Source organism: Salinigranum rubrum (assembly GCF_002906575.1).
GTDB classification, from domain to species: Archaea; Halobacteriota; Halobacteria; order Halobacteriales; family Haloferacaceae; genus Salinigranum; species Salinigranum rubrum.
In genome coordinates, this window is record NZ_CP026309.1 from 1,719,422 (window position 1) to 1,740,825 (window position 21,404).

General features: G+C 68.9%; 16 protein-coding genes and 5 pseudogenes. 16 read left to right on the forward strand and 5 right to left on the reverse strand.

The features are described 5' to 3' along the window. Window positions 1-24: 24 nt before the first annotated feature. Together C2R22_RS08495 and C2R22_RS26240 are read right to left on the reverse strand one after the other, a co-directional pair. Window positions 25-630, reverse strand: coding sequence for a VOC family protein (locus tag C2R22_RS08495; protein WP_103425375.1), 606 nt, complete (start codon window positions 628-630; stop codon window positions 25-27). A 298-nt stretch (window positions 631-928) separates the two neighbouring features. Beyond that, window positions 929-1,582, reverse strand: a complete 654-nt coding sequence (locus C2R22_RS26240; protein ID WP_245902944.1) for a winged helix-turn-helix domain-containing protein — start codon at window positions 1,580-1,582, stop codon at window positions 929-931. A 226-nt stretch (window positions 1,583-1,808) separates the two neighbouring features. On the opposite strand from C2R22_RS26240, the gene C2R22_RS08505 reads away from it, so the two are divergent. The 3 genes from C2R22_RS08505 to C2R22_RS08515 all read left to right on the forward strand — a co-directional run bounded on the left by C2R22_RS08505 (window position 1,809) and on the right by C2R22_RS08515 (window position 4,130). Continuing rightward, window positions 1,809-2,831, forward strand: coding sequence for a hypothetical protein (locus tag C2R22_RS08505; protein WP_103425376.1), 1,023 nt, complete (start codon window positions 1,809-1,811; stop codon window positions 2,829-2,831). Window positions 2,832-2,933: 102 nt separating this feature from the next. Further along, window positions 2,934-3,413, forward strand: a complete 480-nt coding sequence (locus C2R22_RS08510) for a DoxX family protein (RefSeq protein ID WP_103425377.1) — start codon at window positions 2,934-2,936, stop codon at window positions 3,411-3,413. A 132-nt stretch (window positions 3,414-3,545) separates the two neighbouring features. Then, a complete protein-coding gene (locus C2R22_RS08515) occupies window positions 3,546-4,130 on the forward strand; it encodes a flavin reductase family protein (protein WP_103425378.1) in 585 nt (194 codons plus the stop codon). 1 nt (window position 4,131) lies between these two features. On the opposite strand, the gene C2R22_RS08520 is transcribed toward C2R22_RS08515, so the two are convergent. Further along, a complete protein-coding gene (locus tag C2R22_RS08520) occupies window positions 4,132-4,578 on the reverse strand; it encodes an SRPBCC family protein (protein ID WP_103425379.1) in 447 nt (148 codons plus the stop codon). Window positions 4,579-4,641: 63 nt separating this feature from the next. Here C2R22_RS08520 and C2R22_RS26895 point away from each other — a divergent pair, with 63 nt between their 5' ends. The 3 genes and pseudogenes from C2R22_RS26895 to C2R22_RS08530 form a co-directional block, all read left to right on the forward strand. Next, on the forward strand, window positions 4,642-4,776 hold the full coding sequence (locus tag C2R22_RS26895) for a hypothetical protein (protein WP_281259270.1): 135 nt from the start codon (window positions 4,642-4,644) through the stop codon (window positions 4,774-4,776). A gap of 125 nt (window positions 4,777-4,901) precedes the next feature. Continuing rightward, window positions 4,902-5,873 (forward strand): phosphomevalonate decarboxylase MvaD, encoded by a 972-nt coding sequence (gene mvaD / locus C2R22_RS08525; protein ID WP_103427615.1) that lies wholly within the window; start codon window positions 4,902-4,904, stop codon window positions 5,871-5,873. A 130-nt stretch (window positions 5,874-6,003) separates the two neighbouring features. Further along, window positions 6,004-7,134, forward strand: a pseudogene (locus tag C2R22_RS08530) (NAD(P)/FAD-dependent oxidoreductase); the annotation flags it as partial. A 280-nt stretch (window positions 7,135-7,414) separates the two neighbouring features. Here the strand turns inward: C2R22_RS08530 and C2R22_RS08535 are convergent. Then, window positions 7,415-8,227, reverse strand: a complete 813-nt coding sequence (locus C2R22_RS08535) for a BtpA/SgcQ family protein (protein ID WP_162562427.1) — start codon at window positions 8,225-8,227, stop codon at window positions 7,415-7,417. A 139-nt stretch (window positions 8,228-8,366) separates the two neighbouring features. Here C2R22_RS08535 and C2R22_RS08540 point away from each other — a divergent pair, with 139 nt between their 5' ends. From C2R22_RS08540 to C2R22_RS08550, 3 genes are all read left to right on the forward strand, one after another. After that, window positions 8,367-9,113: a DUF429 domain-containing protein gene (locus tag C2R22_RS08540; RefSeq protein ID WP_245902945.1), complete on the forward strand. Its 747-nt coding sequence runs from the start codon at window positions 8,367-8,369 to the stop codon at window positions 9,111-9,113. A gap of 241 nt (window positions 9,114-9,354) precedes the next feature. Next, complete coding sequence (locus tag C2R22_RS08545; RefSeq protein ID WP_103425381.1) at window positions 9,355-9,813, forward strand: hypothetical protein; 459 nt, start codon at window positions 9,355-9,357, stop codon at window positions 9,811-9,813. Between the two features lie 57 nt (window positions 9,814-9,870). Continuing rightward, window positions 9,871-10,545, forward strand: coding sequence for a DICT sensory domain-containing protein (locus C2R22_RS08550; RefSeq protein WP_162562428.1), 675 nt, complete (start codon window positions 9,871-9,873; stop codon window positions 10,543-10,545). A 4-nt stretch (window positions 10,546-10,549) separates the two neighbouring features. On the opposite strand, the gene C2R22_RS08555 is transcribed toward C2R22_RS08550, so the two are convergent. Beyond that, the gene (locus C2R22_RS08555) at window positions 10,550-10,843 is read right to left on the reverse strand and encodes an acylphosphatase (protein ID WP_103425383.1); all 294 of its coding nucleotides are present in this window, start codon (window positions 10,841-10,843) and stop codon (window positions 10,550-10,552) included. Window positions 10,844-11,040: 197 nt separating this feature from the next. Between C2R22_RS08555 and C2R22_RS08560 the strand changes: the two genes are divergently transcribed. The 7 genes and pseudogenes from C2R22_RS08560 (at window position 11,041) to C2R22_RS08590 (ending at window position 21,363) form a co-directional block, all read left to right on the forward strand. After that, window positions 11,041-12,405 (forward strand): phosphopentomutase/phosphoglucosamine mutase, encoded by a 1,365-nt coding sequence (locus tag C2R22_RS08560; protein WP_103425384.1) that lies wholly within the window; start codon window positions 11,041-11,043, stop codon window positions 12,403-12,405. Window positions 12,406-12,470: 65 nt separating this feature from the next. Further along, on the forward strand, window positions 12,471-13,670 hold the full coding sequence (locus C2R22_RS08565; RefSeq protein ID WP_173862788.1) for a BMP family lipoprotein: 1,200 nt from the start codon (window positions 12,471-12,473) through the stop codon (window positions 13,668-13,670). A 735-nt stretch (window positions 13,671-14,405) separates the two neighbouring features. Next, window positions 14,406-16,000: pseudogene (locus C2R22_RS08570) on the forward strand (ABC transporter ATP-binding protein). After that, window positions 15,997-17,243 (forward strand): annotated as a pseudogene (locus C2R22_RS25850) (ABC transporter permease). The pseudogenes C2R22_RS08570 and C2R22_RS25850 overlap by 4 nt, the downstream one beginning before the upstream one ends. After that, window positions 17,236-18,308, forward strand: a pseudogene (locus tag C2R22_RS26245) (ABC transporter permease). The pseudogenes C2R22_RS25850 and C2R22_RS26245 overlap by 8 nt, the downstream one beginning before the upstream one ends. Before the next feature lie 521 nt (window positions 18,309-18,829). Next, window positions 18,830-20,196 (forward strand): annotated as a pseudogene (locus C2R22_RS08585) (geranylgeranyl reductase family protein). 57 nt (window positions 20,197-20,253) lie between these two features. Next, window positions 20,254-21,363 carry a sodium:phosphate symporter gene (locus tag C2R22_RS08590; protein WP_103425385.1) on the forward strand — a complete coding sequence of 370 codons (1,110 nt, stop codon included), beginning with the start codon at window positions 20,254-20,256 and terminating at the stop codon, window positions 21,361-21,363. The last annotated feature ends 41 nt before the right edge of the window (window positions 21,364-21,404 follow it).

A 21,404-nucleotide genomic window follows, 5' to 3' on the forward strand; every position in this document is an offset into this window, starting at 1 on the left:
TGTCGCGAGCGGACGTAGAACGGCTCAGAAGTCGCGTCCGGTGGGGGCGTCCGGCAGGTCGTTCGGCTCGACCGGGAGACCGAGGTCCGCGAGCGCGGTTTCGAGGTGGTCGGAGTCGATGTAGTCGGCGCCAGCGGCGACGCGGGCGGCCTGTGCGCGGGCGAGCACCTCGGCCCGTCGGTCGTCGGGAATGGCGTACTTGTCCGCGGCGAGTTCGATGACGAGGCCGTTGTGGTCGCGGGTGTACAGCGAGTGGAAGGCCCCGCGGTCGTACTCGCTCACGCGGTGGCCCGCCTCGTCGAGTCGGTCGCGAATCGCGGGGAGTTCCTCGGGTTCGATGCGGAACGCGAGGTGGTGGACGGCACCGACGCCGGGGTCTTGACGCTCGACCGACTCGCGGGACTCGTCGACGAAGAACGTGACGAGGCGGCCGTCGCCGGCGTCGAAGAAGAGGTGTTCGACCTCCTCGCGGTCGAGGTTCGGCTGGCGGATGACCAACGGGAGGCCGAGGACGTCGCGGTAGAAGGCGACCGTGTCCTCGGCGTTGCTGCCGACGAGGGTGACGTGGTCCCACCCGGCGACGTGCGCGAGGCTGTCGGGTCGTTCGGCGGAGACGTCGTGATCTGACATGGGAACCAATAGGAGTTCGGCGCTAATGTACTCTCGGCAACGTCCGTGTCAGCCGGTGACGGCGGGGTTACCGGCCGCTCGCTCTGCAGCGACTGGACGGCTACCGATAGACCGACGTTCAGTATCGCCGAGTCCTCGGGGTAGCGGAGCTTTCGACGCCGAGTCGGGACACGCGCACCGCTTGCGTCCTGCTCGTCGTTCTCGACACGGTGACGGCGCGACACACGTCGCCCCACGGGGTACTCGGAGGGGTCGTCGTGGACGAGCGCGCTCACCACCGTGGACGGCCGACCGGCGCTCAGTTCCGGAGGTACTCCTCTATCTCATCGACGAAGCTCCGCACGGGGACGTCCGCCTCGTCGTCGAGCGAGATACCGAGACGCCGCGTCTCGTCGACGCAGAGGTCGACGAGCGTGACGTTTTCGAGCCCGTAGACGGTGAACTCGTGACGGCCCGTCGCTCCGGAGGTCAGTTCGCCGTTCGGGCCCGACGTCGTCCACAGCCGAACGATGGGTGACTCCCTGCTGTCCGCCGGTTCGCTCGCGAAGAAGTGGACGCTCGCGGCGTCGCCGTCGTACGCCGCGACCGCCTGCATGACCCCCGAGTACGCCGTTTCGAGGTGTTTGACGAGGTCGTCGTGCGGGAACTCTTCGCGGGTCACGACCTCGATGTCGACCGCGTTCCGACCGTGTGCGAGCCGGTTGAGGGCGACCCGTCCCGCCTCCGTGAGGTCGTAGAGTCGCCCCTTCTGCTGCGACTCCGGAACGAGGAGTTCGACGACGTCTCGGTCTCGGAGTTCCGAGAGCGCCCGAGAGACGTGGGGCTGTGCGAGGTCGGTCTCCGTCGAAATTTCGGACGGAAGCCCCGGCCCGTGGTCAGAGAGATACTCACAGACAGCAAGCCGATAGCGGGAACTAGCCACGAACCCAGCCGCGTCCCAAGTGTTGCTCATTTTTTAACGTCCCCTCCGTGCGTTCATTTCTCGCCAATGCGGTATATTATTTTTGTGTTCGTCGCGGCAGTAAATTCCAGAATTCGACATCGTCCGACGGGTGAGAGGACCGCCCGCCGTGAGGGCCTCCGGCCCGTCGAAGCCTACGTGCGACCGGAGGCAGAAAACCGACGGACGAGAGTGTACCCAGCGGTATACTTATTTCAATCCGACAGGAGATGAGGGTATGGACCGACGTTCTGTTCTCGCCGCGGCGGTAGCGTTGTTCGCCGGCTGCGGCCAGTCGCCCTCCCCCGACACGTCGACGCCGACGGCGGGGACGGGAACAGCGACGCAGGCACCCTCGTCGACCGCAACGCCCACCGAGGAGCCGACGGCGACGGCGACCGAGGAGCCGACTGCGACGGCGACCGAGACCGAGGAACCGACCGAGACGCCGACTGAGACGGAGACGCCGGAACTGAGCGAACGCGAGGAGCGTGCGGCGCAGGAACTCGACCGGGCGATCAGCGACCTCTCGCAGGCGGTCGCGGCGTACACGGGGAACGCGAGCGATTCGCTCGTCACCGTCTCCGCCGCGAGTCAGGGGTTCTCGCGGGCGGCCGTCCTCACCGAACTGACCGACGCGGACGACAACATCGAGAACGCCCGACGGCTGGTGAGCGGTCGCCAGCAACCGCGGCTCGCCGCCGTCGAGTCGGCCAGACGGTTCCTCCGCCTGAGCATCGACGTCCAGCCTCGCCTCATCGCGGCGTTCGGGGCGACGGAGACCGCACGAGACGCCGTCGTGGAACAACAGGAGTCGACACTCGAAACCGCGACACAGGACCTCCGAGAGGAGCGCGACGACGCCGAAGAGCCGCTCGACCGTATCGAGTCCGAGACCGACGCGTCGGGCGTCTCTGTCGTCCCCGAGATATCCGAGAGCGAGTACGGGGCGAAGGTCGCTCAGTTCGGTACGGAGGTCGACGGCTTCGGCTCGCTCGCCGACTTCTTCGACCGATTCCTCACGGCCGTCGCCGACCTGAACGACGCCGAGCGGTTCGACCGGGCAGAGCGCGAACCGCGGGCGCGCGAGGACGGGCAGGCGGCCGCCGACGCGTTCGACGCGCTCGCGTCGGACCTGCAGGCGTTCGTCGACGGGCTCTCGGAGGCGGGCGCCTCGCTCGAAGAACTCGCGGCCGACCTCGCGCGAATCGCGGCGGAGAAGGCCGACGACGCGCGCGAAATCGTCGAAGACAACTCCTGATCTCGACTGCGGTCGTCGACGTTCGCTGGTGGCACCGACGTTACCCGGTGACATCAACGTCAGGAAAATGATATATTTGGGGGTCGCATACAGCGACGTACGATGTACCCATCCGACATCACCGATATTACCCGTCTGAGCGCCGAACTCGTCCTCCAGAACGCGTCGCTGTTCGACTCCGCCGGCGCCGACGTCGTGTTCCTCCTCGCACGCGTCCTGTTCGGGGCGGTCATCGCCTTCACCGGGCTGAACCACTTCCTCAACGCCGAAACGATGGTCGGGTACGCGGGGGCGAAGGGGATTCCCGCCCCGAACCTGGCCGTTCCGTTCTCCGGGGGACTGCTCCTCTTCGGCGGCCTCGGAATCGTGCTCGGCGTCTTCCCGACGCTCGCCGCGGGTGCTATCGCCGTCTTCCTGCTCGTCGCGACGCCCACGATGCACGACTTCTGGGCGGCGCCCGCGGAGGAGCAGATGACCGAGATGACGCAGTTCCTCAAGAACGTCGCCCTCCTGGGCACGGCGCTCGGCTTCCTCGTCGTCAGCCAGACGCCGTGGCCCCTCGCCGTCGGCGTCGGCCTGTAACCGCACCCAACGTTTTCATCCCGCTTTTCATCCCGTGCTCCATACCACACACATGCCCGAGACGTTCCTGATGGTTTACCGACAGTACGCACAGAGCGACGAGTACCGCCCCCACGGAGGAGGTCGAAACTGATGGAGGGTCGACCCGAGGAGTTCGGCTCCCCGTATCGGCTGGTGTCGGCGGCGGTCGTCCCCCGGCCCATCGCGTGGGTCTCTTCGCGCGGCCCGCGCGGCGAGAACCTCGCGCCGTTCAGCTTCTTCAACGTCGCCGCCATCGACCCGCCCATCCTGATGGTCGCCCCCGTCGGCGTCGGCGACGAGCGCAAGGACACGCCCGAGAACGTCCTCGAGACGGAGGCGTTCGTGGTCAACGTCGTCACCGCCGACCTCGTCGGGGCGATGAACGAGACGGCGGCCACGCTCGACGCCGGCGAGAGCGAGTTCGAGCGCGCGGACGTGACGGCGGTCGAGGCCACGGCCGTCGACGCGCCGCGCGTCGAGGAGGCTCACGTCGCCCTCGAGTGTACCCTCGCGGAGTCGATGGAGATGGGCGGGTCGACGCTGCTCTTCGGCGAGGTCGTCCACGCCCACGTCGACGACGACCTGCTCGTCGACGGCCACAAGCTAGACGTGACGAAACTCGACGCGGTCGGCCGCCTCGCCGGCGGCTACTACGCCTCGACGTCGGACCGCTATCACCTCGAACGGCCCCCCTGACTCACTCGCGCTCGACGGTTCGAGCGATCCGGGCGAGCGCCCGCCGACAGACGGGGACGTAGCCCGCTGCGAGCAGAGGCACCTCGAACGCCACCCGACACTGCCCGTCGACGCCGACCGGGTCGACGCGGTGGCCCGTCGCCGGCACGCGGGCGACGGTCCACGTCCACCGCTTCTCGTCTTCTCCATCGACGTACGAATCGACCGCGAACGGGACCCAGATTCCCGCGCCAGCGACGCGAACCCGGCCGGTCGTCCCCGCCTCGATGTACCGGGTGGGAGAGTCGACGGCGGTCACGCTCGGTCCCCACTCGGGCCACCGGGTCGTGTCGGTGAGGAGGTCCCACACAGCGTTCGGAGGCGCGTCGACGACCCGTGAAACCACGAGACGCCGCCGGCCGTCCCGACGCTCGACCCCGGTCGCGTGCGAATATATATTCCTAGGCATGACACGTACACCTAATATGGTACCCGGGAAAGGGTTAATACGCAACGCTGCCTCCGCAGTGCAATGACATCTAGTGACACACCGCTGATGAAAGAGGTCAGCCACACACCGCCCGAGGGAGACTCCGTCACGAACGTCTGGCAGCGAGGCCGTGCGAAGACGGAGACGGGCGAGACATCCGCACCGGCCGACGACTGAGCCGGTCCCGCCGGTTCCGACCCGGTCTCGGTTCTTCGGCCTCGCCATCTCCGACGACGAGCGGCCGCTCCGACCGACCGTTCCGGGACGTTTAACCCCGAGTCACGCGCCCTTCGTGTATGTCGATGAAAGCCACCGCGAAGGCTCACCCCATCCAGGGACTCGTGAAGTACCACGGGATGCGCGACCCCGACCTCCGACTCCCGTACCACGACAGCATCAGCGTCTGTACGGCCCCCTCACACACGCGGACGACCGTCGCGTTCGACACGGACCGCGACTCGGACGTCTACCGCATCGACGGCGACGTCGTCGAGGGCCGCGGGGCCGAACGCATCGCACACGTCGTCGACCACGTCCGCGACCTCGCGGGGTTCGACCATCGCGTTCGGGTGGAGTCGGAGAACTCCTTCCCCTCGAACGTCGGCTTCGGTTCCTCCTCGTCGGGCTTCGCCGCCCTGGCGATGGCGGCGTGTGAGGCCGCCGGGCTGGAGATGACGCGCCCCGAGATATCGACGGTGGCCCGCCGTGGCTCCTCCTCGGCGGCCCGAGCGGTCACGGGCGCGTTCTCGCAGTTGTACACCGGACTGAACGACGAGGACTGCCGCTCCGAACGCATCGAATCGGACCTCGAATCCGAACTCAGAATCGTCACGGGGCTCGTCCCCGCGTACAAGGAGACCGAACAGGCCCACGAGGAGGCGGCGGACTCGCACATGTTCCAGGCCCGGATGGCCCACATCCACGGGCAGATTGCCGAGATGCGCGACGGCCTTCGAAACGCCCAGTTCGACCGCGTCTTCGAACTCGCAGAGCACGACTCGCTCTCGCTGGCGGCGACGACGATGACCGGCCCGGCGGGATGGGTCTACTGGCAGCCGCGCACCATCGCCATCTTCAACGCCGTCCGCGAACTCCGGACGGAGGGCGTCCCGGTGTACTTCTCGACCGACACGGGCGCGTCGGTGTACGTCAACACCCGTGAGGAGTACGTCGAACGGGTCGAGGCGGCGGTTTCGGAGTGTGGGGTCGACACCGAAGTGTGGGAAGTGGGCGGCCCGGCGCGCGTGCTGGACGAGTCGGAGGCGCTGTTCTAAACGAGCGAGTTCTATGGCCGAGCGGGGCACGCGACGCCGAGGCCACCCGCGTCGACCGCTCGTCGAGACGGTCAGTCGGGGACGTCCCCATCGTGAAACGCTCTTTGCCCTCGCGTCCCTGTCCCCATCTATGCGCATCGCCGTTCTCGGCGCAGGCTACGCCGGCGTGACCGTCGCGCGTCGTCTCGACGCCAGTCTCCCGTCCGATGTCGAACTCGTCGTCGTCGACGAGCGTCCGACACATCTGGTCCAGCACGAACTCCACCGGCTGGTTCGACATCCGGACCTCGAAGACGTCATCCAGGTCCCGCTCGACGACCTGTTCGACCGCGCCGAGGTCCGCACGGCCCGCGTCGAGTCCGTCGACCGGGAGAACCGCCGCGTTCACCTCTCCGACGGGACTCTCGACTACGACTACTGCGCGGTCTGTCTCGGCGCGGAGACCGCCTTCTACGACCTCCCGGGGCTCGAAGACCACGCCATCCCGCTCAAGCGGGTCGAGGACGCCCGCGCCATCCGCGAGTCGTTCCTCGAAACCTGCCGGCAGGGTGGGACGGCCGTCGTCGGCGGGGCGGGACTCTCGGGCGTCCAGGTCGCGGGCGAACTCGCGGCGCTGCGGGACCAAGAGGGTGCGCGAGACGTCGACGTGGTGCTGCTCGAACAGTTCGACGCCGTCGCGCCGTCGTTCCCCGAGAACTTCCAGCGGGCCGTCCGCGACGAACTCGACGGCCGGGGCGTCGACGTGCGGACGGGGACGACCGTCGAGCGGGCGACTGCAGACGCCGTCGAGACCGACGGTGGGGACATCGAGTACGGAACGCTGGTCTGGACGGGCGGCATCCGCGGGCCCGAGGCGCTCGAGGGCGAGCGCCCGCCGGTCCGGAGCGACCTGCGACTCGACACACGGACGTTCGTCGTCGGCGACGCGGGGCGCATCGTCGACGCCGACGGCGAGGCCGTCCCCGCCTCCGCGTCGGCCGCACTCCGCGAGGCCCGCACCGTCGCCGACAACCTGCGGACGCTCGTCGAACACGAGTTCGAGGCCGACCCCGACGACTTCGCGCCCAGGCTCAAACAGTACCGCTTCGAGGTGCCGGGCTGGATCGTCTCCGTCGGCGAGGGGGCCGTCGCACAGGTGGGTCCCACGGTGCTCAGGGGTGCGGCCGCGCGGGCGATGAAGGCGACCGTCGGCGCGGGACACCTGTCGAGCGTCGGCGCGCTCCAGCAGGCGACCGAACTCGTCGAGTCCGAACTCGGCGCGCCCTCCGTGGACGACGCGGCGCTCGACGAGGTCGAGGAGGCGCTGCAGATATCCGTCGACGGCGACGACCTCCCCGACCCGGCAGACGTCGTCGACGGCATCGAGGGTGAGGGGCTCGACGACCCCGTTCGGCTCGGGACGGGGGCCGCGTCGTCCACGGAGCCGGTCGAAATCGAGATTCCCGTCGAGGACGAGGACGCCGACGACGAGAGCCCTGGCGACGACGGGACAGGACAGGCGGACGGGGAAGAGGAGTAGAGCCGACGGTTCTCGTCCGGTCCTACGTTTCCGATTCCGACGCCCGCGCGGCCTCGACGACGGCGCGGACGCGCGCCTCGTCGACCCGGTTGGTCGTCTCGCCGTCGACCTTGAGCGCGGTGCCGACGACGACGCCGTCGGCGTGCGCGAGGCACTCGTTCACCGTGTCGGCGGTGACGCCGCTCCCGACGAACAGCGGCGCGTCGTGACGGTCACAAGCCCGTGCGGCGCGGGCGAGTCGGTCCTCGTCGACGGCGTGTCCCGTCCCGCGTCCGGAGACGACCACCCCGTCGGCGAGGCCGCGTGTCACCACGTCGTCGACCGACTCGTCGAGCGACCGCCGCTCTCCCAGCGGGGCGGAGTGTTTGACGCCGACGTCGGCGAGGACGGCGACGTCGCTCGCGAGGCGGGAGCGGAGCCGAATCGTCTCGTGGGCGCGGCCCTCGACGACGCCCTGGTCGGTCACGCGAGCGCCCGCGTGCACGTTGACGCGGACGAACGACGCGCCCGTCGCGCTCGCCACCGAGAGGGCGGCCTCGGCGTCGTTGCGGAGGACGTTCACCCCGACGGGACAGTCGACCTCCTCCCCGATTCGACCGACCACGTCCGTCATCGACGCGACGACGTGTTTGGGTACCGAGTCGGGGTAGAAGGGAACGTCGCCGAAGTTCTCGACCATGACGGCGTCGCATCCGCCGCTCGCGAGCGCGCGGGCGTCCGAAACCGCACGCGACCGGATTCGGTCGCGGCCAGCGTCCTCGTCGTAGTCGGGTGCGCCCGGGAGCGGTGGGAGATGGACCATGCCGACGACGGTCGGCGGGTCGAAGGGGGGCATACGCGAGCGTCTCGGGCGACCGGGAAAGCCCGTTCGGTCTGTCCGAACGACCCGACGAAGGAGCACGATGCGACTGGATGGCGCGGTCGGACCGACCGACGGCCGAAGCCTCTTTCGTCCTCGCGCATCCCCTCTCAGCGTGTCCAGGTACATCGGCGTCGACGGCTGCTCGGGCGGGTGGTTCGCGGTGGCGTACGACCCCGACGAGGGACCCCTCGACCACGGCCTGTACGAGACGTTCGGGGCCGTCGTCGACACGCACGTCCGTTCCGATACGGACCGACTGCTCGTCGACATTCCCATCGGCCTCCCCGAGACCGGCCGCCGTCGGTGCGACGAGGAAGCCAGAGAGCGCCTCGGGTCGCGCGCGTCGACGGTCTTCTTCGCGCCGTGTCGGGCCGTCCTCGGGGCCGCGGACCACGAGACGGCCTCGGCGGTGAACCGGGAGCGAACGGGGTACGGGCTCTCCATCCAGGCGTGGCACCTCGTCCCGAAGATACGGGAGGTGGACGCGGTCCTCCGCTCCTCGTCCGCACTGCGGGAGACGGTGTCGGAGGCGCACCCCGAACTCTGCTTCGCCGCGCTGGGTGACGGCCCCGTCGCGGCGTCGAAGTCGACGCCGGCGGGGAGAGACGAACGACTCGACCGGTTGCGACCGTGGGTCGACGCGGACGAGGTGTACGAGTCGTGTCTCGACGCCTACCTCCGGAGGGACGTACAGCGCGACGACGTCCTCGACGCGCTCGCTCTCGCGCTCGCGGCGTCCCGCCCGCTGGCCCGTGTTCCCCCCGTTCCCGACGGGACAGTCCCCAGGGACCCGGTCGGTCTGCCGATGGAGATTCGCTACCCCGAAAATGGTTCGTTCGAAGAGGATTGGGTAGAATAGTTGCCCGATATAACAGTATATATGATATATACGACACACATTGTGATGAACAGAAGGCTTTTATGTACAACTCTCACAGTAGTAGTTGGCGCGAACGACATCCCACCCTGCCATGTGTGTCTCAGTACCAGCCACCTCGTCGCGCCACCGTAGTCCCGAGTGAATACGGGGGCGACACCACCCTGCCACTATCGCCCTCTTCTCGCGAAAGTCACTAACCCGTCGACTCCTCAGAGCCAGCATGTACACTGGTCAGACCGAGCAGCCGTGCTGTCTCTGTGGTGAGGAGGAGACGGTCGCGCGGCTCGACCTCCCGCCGCGGACGGTGACGTTGATGCGGAACGCCGACCCCATCGCGTGGCGGGACATCGTCGGTGAAGTCTCGGTTCACTTCTGCGAGAGCGACTGGGAACTCGTCAGGGAACTCGTTCTCGACATGGGGATGCTCCCCCTCTCGCGGTGCAACGTCGCCCGCGCCTCCATGTCGTTCCGCGAGGACTTCGAGGCGCTGTTGAACGCGACGCGAGAGGAACCCGACCAGACCGAACTCGAAGCCCGCGCGCTCGAACGGAGCCGGGAAGCCCTCGCCGACCCCGACGCGGAACCGGTGGCGGCCGTCCAGGCGCGCGTCGTCGTCCTCGCGCTGCAGGAACTCGGCGTCCCCGACGGTCGCGGACTCCCGACGCCCGACCGCGCGTAGGATTTTTTCACGTCTACCGAGCGAACAGTTATGACCTCGATAGACGTACGGGAATTCATGTCACTCGGGCGAATAATCGACCGGGTCGAACGCCACGAGCGGCGGGTGACCCTCCAGTCCCCCCCGTCACGGGCCGTCGTGAGCGCCGTTCGGCGGACCTTCGGTCCACAGGGCGTGAGCGTCGACGTCGAGGACGGGGCCGACCGTCCTTCGGCGCTGGTCCGCGACGGCGGCGACGTCGTCACCGCCGTCCCGCTCGGCGACGACGCCGCGTCGTTCGAGGCGGCGACCGAGGCGCTGACGGACGCGCTGTCGACGCTCGACCGGACGACGTTCGTCTCCTACGACCTGAGCGGGATGTTCGCGACGACCCGCGAGATCGAAGACCGTGCGTGGCGTGTCGGGAGCGGCCGGCTTCGGGCGGGTTTTCAGCGGGTCGGCGCGCTCGCCGAGCAGGCGGCGGTTTACGCGCAGTTGTCGACGGCGCTCGACGTCCACGCGTACGCCGTCCCCGACGGCTCGCCGCCGGACATGGGCGAGACGGTCGTCCACCTCGAACCCGCCCCCGAGATCGAGCGCTCGTGGTTCGTCGTCTACGACGGCGACGGCCGCGCGGCGCACAAGTGTGCGCTCGTCGCCGAGGAGCGCGGGCCGAGGCGGTTCTCGGGCTTTCTGACCTACGCGCCGAGCCTCGTCGACGAAGTCGACGACTACATCGCGGCGACCTACTAGCTGCTCACCACCGGACGCGGAAGCCCGACGCGCCCTTCGGCTCGGAGAACTCGACCTCGACGTCGTCGACCCGCGCCGCGGGACTCCCCGTCTCACACCACTCGACCATCTCCTCGACGTCCGGCCGGGGGCCCTCGAAGACGGCTTCGACCCGGCCGTCGTCGAGGTTCCGGACCCACCCTTCGATGTCGTAGTCGCGGACTGCCTCGCGGGTGTTGGCTCGGTAGGCGACCCCCTGGACGCGGCCGGAGACGTACACGTGCGCGTGAACCTCGTCGTCCCCGTCGCGCTCTGTCATACGTTACGTGCGTGCATGCAAGATAAAGAAGCCTCGTGTCCCCGAACGCGGCGGGGACCGCGCACGAACGGGGGAGACGTGAGTTCGTACGTTCGCCGGGAGCCCCAGCCCTCGACGGACGGTCGACAATGGCCCGCCGTCCACCGGTCACGACTGATGACCGACAGTATAAGGACGGTCCCCCGTGACGGGCGGGTATGGAGCTGTTCGGTACCGCGGGAATCCGCGGCGACACGGCGGAACGAGTGACGCCCGAACTGGCGCTCGCCGTCGGGCGCGCTGCGGGCCTCGCCGCGGTCGAGGCCGAGGACGCGGAGTTCGTGGTCGGTCGCGACGGTCGAACGACGGGCGAGGCGCTCGCGTCGGCCGTCGAGGCGGGTCTGCTCTCGGCGGGGGCGACGGTCCGCCGCGCGGGCGTCCTCCCGACGCCGGCGCTGGCGTTCGCCTCGCGCGGGCGACGCGGGGTGATGCTCACCGCGAGCCACAACCCGCCCACGGACAACGGCCTGAAGCTGTTCGTCGACGGCGTCGAGTACGACCGAGCACAGGAGCGGACCGTCGAGCGACGCGTCGACGACGAGTCCCCGCCCGTCTCGTGGGACCGCTGGGGGTCGACCGAGTCGGTGACGCCGCTCTCTCGCTACCGGCGGGCGGTCGTCTCGTACGCGGAGGGGGTCGGAAGCGACCTCGACGGCCTCTCGGTTGCGGTCGACTGCGGCAACGGCGTCGGCTCCGTGGCGACGCCGTGGGTACTCCACGAACTCGGCGCGCACGTCGTCGGCCTCAACGACAACGTGGACGGACACTTCCCGGGGCGCGAGTCGAAGCCGACACCGGAGTCGCTCACGGGTATTCGCGACTTCGTCGCCGACGGCGACTTCGACCTCGGCCTCGCACACGACGGCGACGCCGACCGACTGGTGGTGCTGGACTCGGCGGGGGAGGTGGTCCACGAGGACACCGTGCTCGCGATGTACGCGGCGGCGTACGTCCGGTCCTCGTCGGTCGCGGACCCGGTCGTCGTGACGACGCCGAACGCCTCCGCGCGCATCGACGAGCGGGTGACCGCTCTCGGCGGCCGGGTCGAGCGCGTCCGACTCGGTGCGCTCCACGAAGGCATCTCGACGGCGCGGAAGGCGGGTGGCGACGTCGTCTTCGCCGCCGAGCCGTGGAAGCATATCCACCCCGCGTTCGGCGGCTGGATCGACGGCGTCTGCTCGGCGGCGGTCCTCTGTCGGTTGGTCGCCGGACAGGCTGGAGGACTCGACGGTCTCCGCGAGCCCATCACGGAGCGACCGTACCGGAAGGTGTCGGTCCCCTGTCCCGACGGGTCGAAACGTGCGGCGATGGCGGCGCTTGAGACGTCGCTCCCCGAGGCGTTCCCGGGGGGCGAGGTGGACACCGAACACGGCGTCAGGCTGGAGTTCCCCGACGCCTCGTGGCTGCTCGTCCGTCCCTCCGGCACCGAGCCGTACGTCAGACTCTACGCCGAGAGCGACGACGTCGACGCGCTGGCCGAGGAAGCCCGGGCGGTGGTCGAGGCGGCCGTCGACGGATCTTAAGCCCGAGGGTCGGAGTCATCAACGGAACGACGGCTTTATTGACGCCACGCCGCGTCGTTTCTGGCATGAGATTCGAAGACATCGATAGACGGACGTTCATCAAAGGAACCAGTGTCGCCGGTCTCGCGGGATTGGCAGGCTGTTCAGGCGGTCCGTCGGGTGGGTCGTCCGGCGAGTCGTCCGGTGGCTCGGAGAGCACCGCGACCGAGACGTCGTCCGGCGGCGACTCCGGCGAGTCGACCGAGTCCGACGGGATGGAGGAGACGGAGACCGAGCCCGGCGAGAGCGGGGGCTCCGAGTCGATCAACGTCGGGATGGTGTACGCCACTGGCGGGCTGGGTGACGGCTCGTTCAACGACCAGGCTCAGCAGGGCGCCTTCCAGGCGCGCGACGAGTTCGACGTCCAGATCGGCGAGGCCCAGCCCGAGGAGGTCGCACAGTTCAGCACGTTCCAGCAGCAGTTCGCCCAGTCGACCGACCCGGCGTACGACCTCGTCTGCTGTATCGGCTTCCTCCAGACGGACGCGCTGAGCCAGACCGCACAGGACTACCCCGACCAGAACTTCATGCTCGTCGACTCGGTGGTCGAGGCCGACAACGTCGCTAACTACGTGTTCGCCGAGCACGAGGGGTCGTACCTCGTCGGGCAGATGGCGGGACTCCTCACGACGCAGGACTTCTCCGCCGGGGCGGGGTCGACCGCGGGCGACTCGACGACCGTCGGCTTCGTCGGCGGCGTCGAGTCCGACCTCATTCGGAAGTTCGAGGCCGGCTACACCGCCGGCGTGAAGGCAGCCGACGAGAACATCGAGGTCCTCACGAACTACACGGGGAGCTTCAACGACCCCGCCGCCGGGAAAGAGGCCGCGCTCGCGATGTACAACTCCGGCGCGGACATCGTCTACCACGCCTCGGGTAACACCGGGACGGGCGTCTTCCAGGCCGCCCAGGAACAGGGCGCGTTCGCCATCGGCGTCGACCGCGACCAGTCGGTGACGAAGGAGTCGTTCGCGGACGTCATCCTCGCCAGCATGGTCAAGCGCGTCGACACCGCCGTCTACGACGCCATCGAGTCCGTCGTCAACGACAACTTCCAGGGCGGCAACGTCGTCACGCTCGGACTCGAAGAGAACGGCGTCGCGGCCGTCTACGGCTCCGAGTTGGAAAGCGAGATTCCGCAGGACGTCAAGGACGCCGTCGCCTCCTCCCGGGAGTCCATCATCGCGGGCGACATATCGGTGCCGAGCGACCCGAGCAACGTCTGAGGCCGTCGTACTGGTCGGCGAACGCGTCGTCCTTCAGTTCTTTCGAGTGGTTCGTGACGAGCGGGAGTCCAGACGAGTGATGGACTCCTGTGGGCTGACTCTGTGACCGAGTGATGGACTCCTGTGGGCTGACTCTGTGACCGAGTGACGGACTGTGCTCGGTAGCGGGCTGAGCCACACGGCTGATTGATTAGTCGACTCCGTAGCCTGCAGATGTAGGTGGCGTATCCGTGGACACGAAGCCCGTGCGAGCGCCAGGGCAGTGACACCACGAGTACCGAAGCGACGATGCCGCTTCGAGCCGCTCGTTCGGTTTCCTCACGAAGACCTCACGCGCCACCGCACCGCCCCGCAATCTGGCGGTCGGCGCGCGGAAGTGAGCGAGTGACCCGCGCGGAACCTCCGGTTCCGTCGGAAGCCGGCGCATAGCGCCGACGACGAAGGGGACTGAGCGAACCGCACACGAGGGTCACGGCCGGGCTCTGTCCCGGCCGGACCGGTTGGGGAGGCACGAGGCCACGGTCCACCGTGCCCGTGTGTCGCGCGGTTCTCTCGCCGGTTCCAGCCGTCTCATCAAGGACTCCACACCGACCCACACGCGACTCTGTCCCCGCTACTCATCGGGACTCGCCATCCACCCCACTCCGTACTCGACCTCCGCCCGCACCTGCCATCACACCCACGCCCCATCACGAATCCTCGGCTTTAAACGACTCCTGTCCGACGAAAGAGCCAATGACTCCAGCCGTCCACCTCGACGGCATCACGAAGCGCTTCCCCGGCGTGGTCGCCAACGACGACGTCACGCTCCGGGTCGAACAGGGCTCCGTCCACGCCCTCCTCGGCGAGAACGGGGCCGGGAAGACGACGCTGATGAACGTCCTCTACGGGCTCTACCAGCCCACGGAGGGGCGCGTCGTCCTCGACGGCGAGGAGCGGGACTTCGACTCGCCGCGGGACGCCATCGACGCCGGCGTCGGCATGATCCACCAGCACTTCATGCTGGTCGACCCGATGACCGTCGCCGAGAACATCACCCTCGGGAACGAACCGCGCAAGTGGGGCGGCCTCGCCGTCGACCGCGAGCACGCGAGGAGCGAAGTCGTCGAACTCTCGAACCGATTCGGCTTCGACGTCGACCCCGACGCGCGCATCGAAGACGTCTCGGTGGGCGTCCAGCAGCGCGTCGAGATACTGAAAGCCCTCTACCGGGGGCCGACATCCTCATCCTCGACGAGCCCACCGCGGTACTGACGCCCCAGGAGGTCGAGGAACTGTTCGCCGTCTTCGAGGAACTCACCGCACAGGGCAAGACCATCATCTTCATCAGCCACAAGCTGAGCGAGGCGATGGAGGCCGCGGACGAGATCACCGTCCTGCGGGACGGGGAGAACGTCGGCACCGTCGTCGCCGACGAGACCACCCGGGAGGAACTCGCCGAACTGATGGTCGGGAGGGAGGTCATCCTCGACGTCGAGAAGCGGCCGGCGACGGTCGGCGAGTCGACCCTCGGCGTCGAGGGGTGCGTCGCCGAGGACGAGCGCGGCGTCCGCGCCGTCGACGACGTCTCCTTCGAGGTACGAGAGGGAGAGGTGTTCGGCATCGCCGGCGTCGACGGCAACGGCCAGTCCGAACTCGTCGAGGCCATCACCGGCCTCCGCGACCCCACGGCGGGGCGCATCTCCTTCGAGGGGACGGACATCACCGACCACTCGCGCCGCGAGCGCATCGACCGTGGGATGGCGTACATTCCCGAGGACCGCCAGGAGCGCGGGCTCGTGATGGACTTCGACCTCGTCGGGAACGGAATGCTGGGGAGCCAACACCGCGAACCGTTCGCGAAGGGGGGCCGCCTCGACTGGTCCACGGCGCGCGGACACACGGAGTCGGTCATCGACGAGTACGACGTCCGCCCGCCGAACCCCGATTCGACGGCCGAGTCGCTGTCCGGCGGGAACCAGCAGAAGTTCATCGTCGGCCGCGAGTTCGAGCGCGACCCGACACTCGTCGTCGCCGCCCACCCGACCAGGGGTGTCGACGTCGGCTCCATCGAGTTCATCCACGAGCGCCTGCTGGACCTCCGCGACCAGGGTGTCGCCGTGCTCCTCATCTCCTCGAAGTTAGAGGAGGTCCAGGGACTGTCGGACCGCCTCGCCGTGATGCACGACGGACGGTTCATGGACACGGTCGACCCCGAGGGAGTGACAGAAGAGGAGATCGGGCTGCTGATGGGCGGGGAGTACCCCGACGACTGGGACGAAGAGGCGACGGAGGCGGACGCCGGCACCGACGCCGACGCGGGCGTCAGAGCGGACGGTGATGGCCGATGAGTGCGCTCGACCGCGCTCGCGGCGTGCTGGAGCGCCTCGTCGGCGCGTCCACCGCGGAACGGGCGCTCATCTCCGTCGCCTCGCTCGTGTTGGCGATACTCGTCGGGACCGTCATCATCCTCGTCTCGGGCCGGATGACCACCTGCTCGCCCGCCGACGCGGCGTACTACTTCGGTATCGGCTTCTGTTACGACCCCATCACCGTGTACGACCGGCTGTTCCTCGGCGCGCTCGGCGACCCGCTCAGAGGCGGGTGGTCGCCGCTCAACAGCCAACTCGCCGTGACGCTCCGCGAGACGACGGTTCTCATCTTCACGGGCCTCTCGGTGGCCATCGCGTTCCGGGCCGGCATCTTCAACATCGGGACCCAGGGCCAACTCGTCGTCGGCGCGCTCGCGACCGGATTAGGAGTGCTGTGGGCGTCGCCGTTCGTCTCGGGCGTCGTCGGAACCCTCCTCTTGATCCCGCTCGGCCTGGCCATCGGCGCGGCGTTCGGCGCGCTCTACGGTGCCATCCCCGGCGTCCTGAAGGCGTACGCCGACGCGAACGAGGTCATCACGACCATCATGCTCAACCTCATCGCGACCGGCGTCACGCTGTATCTCGTCTCGGACGTGTTCAAAGACCCCAACAGCCAGGCGAATCAGACCGTTCCTCTCCCCGACTACGCGACGTTCCCCTCGATTTTGTTCGGAGGGGCGACGGACTTCTCGCTTCTCGCCCTTCTCTTCGGCGTGGTCGCGCTCGTCGCCCTCGCGTACCTCATCAACCGGACGACGTTCGGCTACGACGTTCGGACCTCCGGGCTCCAGCCGGAGGCCGCCGAGTACGGCGGCGTCGACTCGAAGAAGACCATCGTGGCGAGCATGATGCTCTCCGGCGCGCTCGGAGGAATCGGCGGCGCGATGTACGTGCTGATGATCCTCGGGAAGTTCCAGACCGGCGTTCCGGCCTACGGCTTCGACGGCATCACCGTCTCCATCCTCGCCGGGAACAACCCCCTGGGCGTCGGCTTCGCGGCCCTGCTGTTCGGCGTGCTGAAGAGCGGTACGACGGTGGTGCAGTTCGCGACGGACGTCCCGCCCCAACTGGTGGGCGTGCTCCGCGGGCTCATCATCCTCTTCGTGGCGATGCCGGAGTTCTTCCGGCTCATCGGCAAGCGCCTCGGCTCCGTCGGGAGCGCGGGTCGAAGCCGGCCGCGACCGACGGCGGCGTCGAGTCGGGAGGTGCCGGCGATGAGTGAGTCGACCGTCTCGCAGGTGCGTGACCTGCCCACGCGGGCGGTCGCGACCGTCGTGACGCTCGCCGCGCTCGTCCTCGTCGTGGCCGCCGGCCTCGCCGCCCCCGACTCCCTCGCCGGGACGCTGGTCGACATCCTCGCCCGGGAGGGGACGCTCTCCTCGGCGCTCCGGCTCTCGGTCCCCATCGCGCTGGCCGCGCTCGGGGGCATCTTCTCCGAGAAGTCCGGCGTCATCAACATCGGGCTCGAAGGCCTGCTCATCATCTCGGCGTTCGCCGCCATCTACGTCGCGGACGTCACGGGCGGCGTCTGGGTCGGGTTCGCGGGCGGCGTCGTCGCCTCGATGCTCCTCTCGTTGCTCTTCGCCGTCGTCGTCATCGAGTTCCGTGCCGACCAGATCATCGCGGGACTGGCCGTGTGGCTCATCGCGCTCGGCCTCGCGCCGTTCGCCTCGCAGGTCATCTACGGCCGGCCGAACTCCCGAGCGTCTCGACGCCCGGCACGGTCACGGTCCCGGTGCTGTCGGAACTGTCGGTGCTCGGTCCCTTCCGCGCCCTGTTCGACGCCTCGCCCACGGTGTACTTGATGTTCCTCGCCGTCGGCGTCTCGTGGTACGTCCTCAACCGCACCCGCTTCGGCAGGTGGGTCCGCGCCTCCGGCGAGAACCCGAAGGCGCTCGACACCGCCGGCGTGAGCGTTTCGAGAGTACGGTACGCGGCCGTCCTCCTCTCGGGCCTCCTCGCCGGCATGGGCGGTGCCTCCCTCTCGCTGGACCTCGGGCAGTTCACCGGCAACGGTCCGACGATGGTCAACGGCAAGGGGTTCATCGCCATCGTCGCCTACCTGTTCGGTAACTACAACCCGGTCGGGGCGTTCCTCTCGACGCTCCTCTTCGCGGGGCTCGACGCGATGCAGACGGCGCTGCAGCTACAGAACATCGGGATTCCGAACCAGTTGGTGCGCGTCCTCCCGTTCGTGATGGTCATCGTCGTGCTCGCGCTCGTGGGGCGGACTCGCATCCCCGAGGCGGCGGGCGAGCACTACGAGTCGGGCGACGACAGTCGGTGAGTGCGTGGACTGTGCTCCGCGTTCGACGTTTCGCGCGGTCTGTACGCGTTCCGTGGTTGAGTGTGGGTTCGTCGACGGGGGAGCCACGTCGGACAGAGACGTCGAGCGACACCCGGACGCGGTGTGGTGGCGGTGGCGCGTGACGGCACGCGGGCTTGCCGCGTGACGCACGCGCGAGGGATGAGGGCCGGAGCCGCGAACGCAGTGAGCGGCGAGGACCGCAATCGGCTGGGGAGGGCGTGGCTGCGGTCCACCGCGCCCGTGTCCCGCACGGTCGCTCTCTCGTGTCACAGTGTCTCTCGTATGCGGTTGCTCTCCCGCGCCGCAGACATCCTCTATCCCTCGTACGCGGTTGTTTTCCCCTGTCACAGTGTCTCTCTCGTGCCCGGTCGCTCCCCAGTCGAGAACACTGGTCGTATCTCGCGCCAACTCCGGTCACCACGTGTAGCCACACGAGCGACGAACGAGACGACCGACTCGGGAACGAAGAGTTTTCACCTCCGACTCGGGAAGACCTACCAATGACTACCCACGAGTACGACCTCGTCGTCGTCGGCGCGGGCACCGCCGGGTGCTACGCCGCGGCGACGGCGGCCCGAGAGGGTCTCGACGTCGTCGTCGTCGAGCGCAAGACGCGGGAGGAAGCGGGCCACATCGCCTGCGGCGACGCCCTGAAGGGCGCGGACAACTTCCCCGACGCCATCCCCAAGTCCCAACTGGCGCCCGCGTTCACCAACACGGGCGTCGACCACGGCCGCTTCGAGATTCCCCAGGAGGACACCGTCCTCGAAATCCCGGTCCCCGGCGAGTTGGCCGTCATCGACCGCTGGGAGTACGGCCGCCGCATCATCGAGGGAGCCTCCGAGGCCGGCGCGGAGTTCCACTACGACACCGTCGTGCAGGACGTCACCCAGGAGGACGGACGGGTGACGGGCGTCCGCGCGAAGCGGAAGGGGGAGGTCGTCACCTACGAGGCCGCGGTTACCCTCGACGGGGCGGGTTCGCTCTCCATCCTGCAGGACAAGGCCGACCTCTCGGGGCGACGTTCGACACCAACGTCTCGTACTCGCAGTTCTCCTCGGCCTACCGCGAAATCGTCGAGGTCGAAGAGGAAGTCCCCTGGAAGGACGCGCTGGTGTTCAAGCCCACCCAGCGCGCCGCGGGCTACCTCTGGTACTTCCCCCGGACGGGCACCGAAATCAACGTCGGCCTCGGCTTCCAGATGAACGAGGAGCCGATGAAACTCGTCGAGGACCTCCGGCGTGACCTGCGCGACCGACCCGAGTTCCGGAACGCCCGGGTGACGGACAAACTCGGCGCGGCCCTCCCCACGAGACGACCGTACGACTCGGCGACCGCGCCGGGCTTCATCGCGGCGGGTGACGCGGCCGGCCTCGTCAACCCGACGACGGGGGGCGGCATCGCCGGCGCCGCTTACTCGGGGAAGTACGCGGCCGAGCAGGTCGTCGAAGCCGTGAGCGAGGGCGACGTGAGCGAGGAGACGCTCTGGCGCTACAACGAGCGCGTGATGGACCACTTCGGCGCGCGCTACGCCGCCCTCGACGTGTACAACGTCCTCTCGACGGCCGTCGACGTCGACAGCCTCATGGGTCTGCTCGCGTCGCTCCCGGGCGAGAAAATCGCCGAGGCGCTGTACGACGGGTCGACCTCGATGTCTCCGTTCTTGATCGCACAGACGCTCAAGGAGAGCTACGGCCACTGGAGGCAGATCTGGAACTTCTTCGAGACGAAGCGCGTCGCGGACGACCTGCTGAGCCACTACCAGCGGTACCCCTCCCGGCCGGGTGCGCTCGGCGGCTGGCAGGCCACCCGCGACGAGATCATGGACCGCGTCTACGAGACGACCGGCGCCGACCCGAAGTACTGACGCTCCGAGTCGGACCGCCCGGGCCGTTTATCCGTTCGGCTTGCGGGTCTGCAGACGATGGACCGAAAGGACGTGCGGGCCCGCATCGCCGCCTTGCCGACGTGGGCCGGCGTCGTCGCGACCGTTCTCTGCTTCCTGTTCGCCGTCCGCCTCCTCGGCACGGCGACCGGCGCGCTGACGCCGACGCTCCAGCGGTTCGTCGCGGCGAACCACGTCTCGGCCCTGCCCGCGCTGGGGACGGGGTGGCTCGTGGCGACCCTCCTCGGGAACGAGACGGTCGTCGCCGCCGTCTCCCTCTCGCTGCACGCCTCGGGCCTCCTCACGGCGTCACAGCTGTTGCTGCTCGTCGTCGGGTCGCGCCTCGGCGCGACGGGCATCGTTCTCGTCGTCGGCGCGCTCGACGCGCTCCGGGGCCGTGCCGTCGCGGCGGGGACGACCGTCGGCGTCGGGAGTTCGCTCGAACTCGGGTTGCTCGCGAGCGGGCTCACCGCGGTCGTCTACCTCCCGACGGCCGTCGGCGGCTACCTCCTGCTCCGGTGGCTCCGGGTCGACTCCCTCGACGGGGTGACGGCGGCGCTCGGGCGGGGAGTCGCCGGCCACGGCGTGACGGTTCCCACGGTCTTCGAACCGGTCGCCGCGTCGGTGATCGAATGGGTCGGCGCGCCCCTCGCCGCGGCCGGGGCCGTCGTCTTGCTGTTCGTCTCGCTCGACGTGGCGGACCGCGTCCTCGACTCGGTCGACGGCGACCGGGTCCGCGCGTGGGTCACGACGGGGCTCGACAACCGCTGGCGAGCGGGGGCGGTCGGGTTCGTCGTCACCGCGCTCACGACGAGCGTCGCCTTCTCGCTCGGGATTGTCGTCCCGCTGTACAGCCGCGGCTACCTCGACCGCCGCGAGACGGCGCCGTACGTGCTCGGGGCGAACGTCGGGACGCTCGCGGACACCCTCGTCGTGGCGATGCTGCTCGGCGACGGCGGGGGCGTCGTGGCCGTGGTGGCCGTGGGTGTCGTCGCGAGCGCGATCACGCTCGTCGTCCTCCTCGCGCTCGACCCGGTCGTCCGCGCCGTCTCGGTCGGACTCGACACCGTCCGCCGGTCGCCGTGGCACACCGTCGCGGCGCTCGCGGGCTTTCTCGCCGTCCCCGCGGGGTTCGTGGTGTTCGGGTGATGGAGCAGAGTGGGTTTTCGGGCGACCGTTCGAGAGACGAC

Coding starts and splice junctions, on each gene's coding strand:
- C2R22_RS08590 (WP_103425385.1), top strand. CDS start 20,254: ATGGACCGAAAGGACGTGCGGGCCCGCATCGCCGCCTTGCCGACGTGG.
- C2R22_RS08555 (WP_103425383.1), bottom strand. CDS start 10,843: ATGACAGAGCGCGACGGGGACGACGAGGTTCACGCGCACGTGTACGTC.
- C2R22_RS08495 (WP_103425375.1), bottom strand. CDS start 630: ATGTCAGATCACGACGTCTCCGCCGAACGACCCGACAGCCTCGCGCAC.
- C2R22_RS26895 (WP_281259270.1), top strand. CDS start 4,642: ATGACATCTAGTGACACACCGCTGATGAAAGAGGTCAGCCACACACCG.
- C2R22_RS08510 (WP_103425377.1), top strand. CDS start 2,934: ATGTACCCATCCGACATCACCGATATTACCCGTCTGAGCGCCGAACTC.
- C2R22_RS08535 (WP_162562427.1), bottom strand. CDS start 8,227: ATGCCCCCCTTCGACCCGCCGACCGTCGTCGGCATGGTCCATCTCCCA.
- C2R22_RS08520 (WP_103425379.1), bottom strand. CDS start 4,578: ATGCCTAGGAATATATATTCGCACGCGACCGGGGTCGAGCGTCGGGAC.
- mvaD (WP_103427615.1), top strand. CDS start 4,902: ATGAAAGCCACCGCGAAGGCTCACCCCATCCAGGGACTCGTGAAGTAC.
- C2R22_RS08560 (WP_103425384.1), top strand. CDS start 11,041: ATGGAGCTGTTCGGTACCGCGGGAATCCGCGGCGACACGGCGGAACGA.
- C2R22_RS08550 (WP_162562428.1), top strand. CDS start 9,871: ATGTCACTCGGGCGAATAATCGACCGGGTCGAACGCCACGAGCGGCGG.
- C2R22_RS26240 (WP_245902944.1), bottom strand. CDS start 1,582: ATGAGCAACACTTGGGACGCGGCTGGGTTCGTGGCTAGTTCCCGCTAT.
- C2R22_RS08515 (WP_103425378.1), top strand. CDS start 3,546: ATGGAGGGTCGACCCGAGGAGTTCGGCTCCCCGTATCGGCTGGTGTCG.
- C2R22_RS08505 (WP_103425376.1), top strand. CDS start 1,809: ATGGACCGACGTTCTGTTCTCGCCGCGGCGGTAGCGTTGTTCGCCGGC.
- C2R22_RS08545 (WP_103425381.1), top strand. CDS start 9,355: ATGTACACTGGTCAGACCGAGCAGCCGTGCTGTCTCTGTGGTGAGGAG.
- C2R22_RS08565 (WP_173862788.1), top strand. CDS start 12,471: ATGAGATTCGAAGACATCGATAGACGGACGTTCATCAAAGGAACCAGT.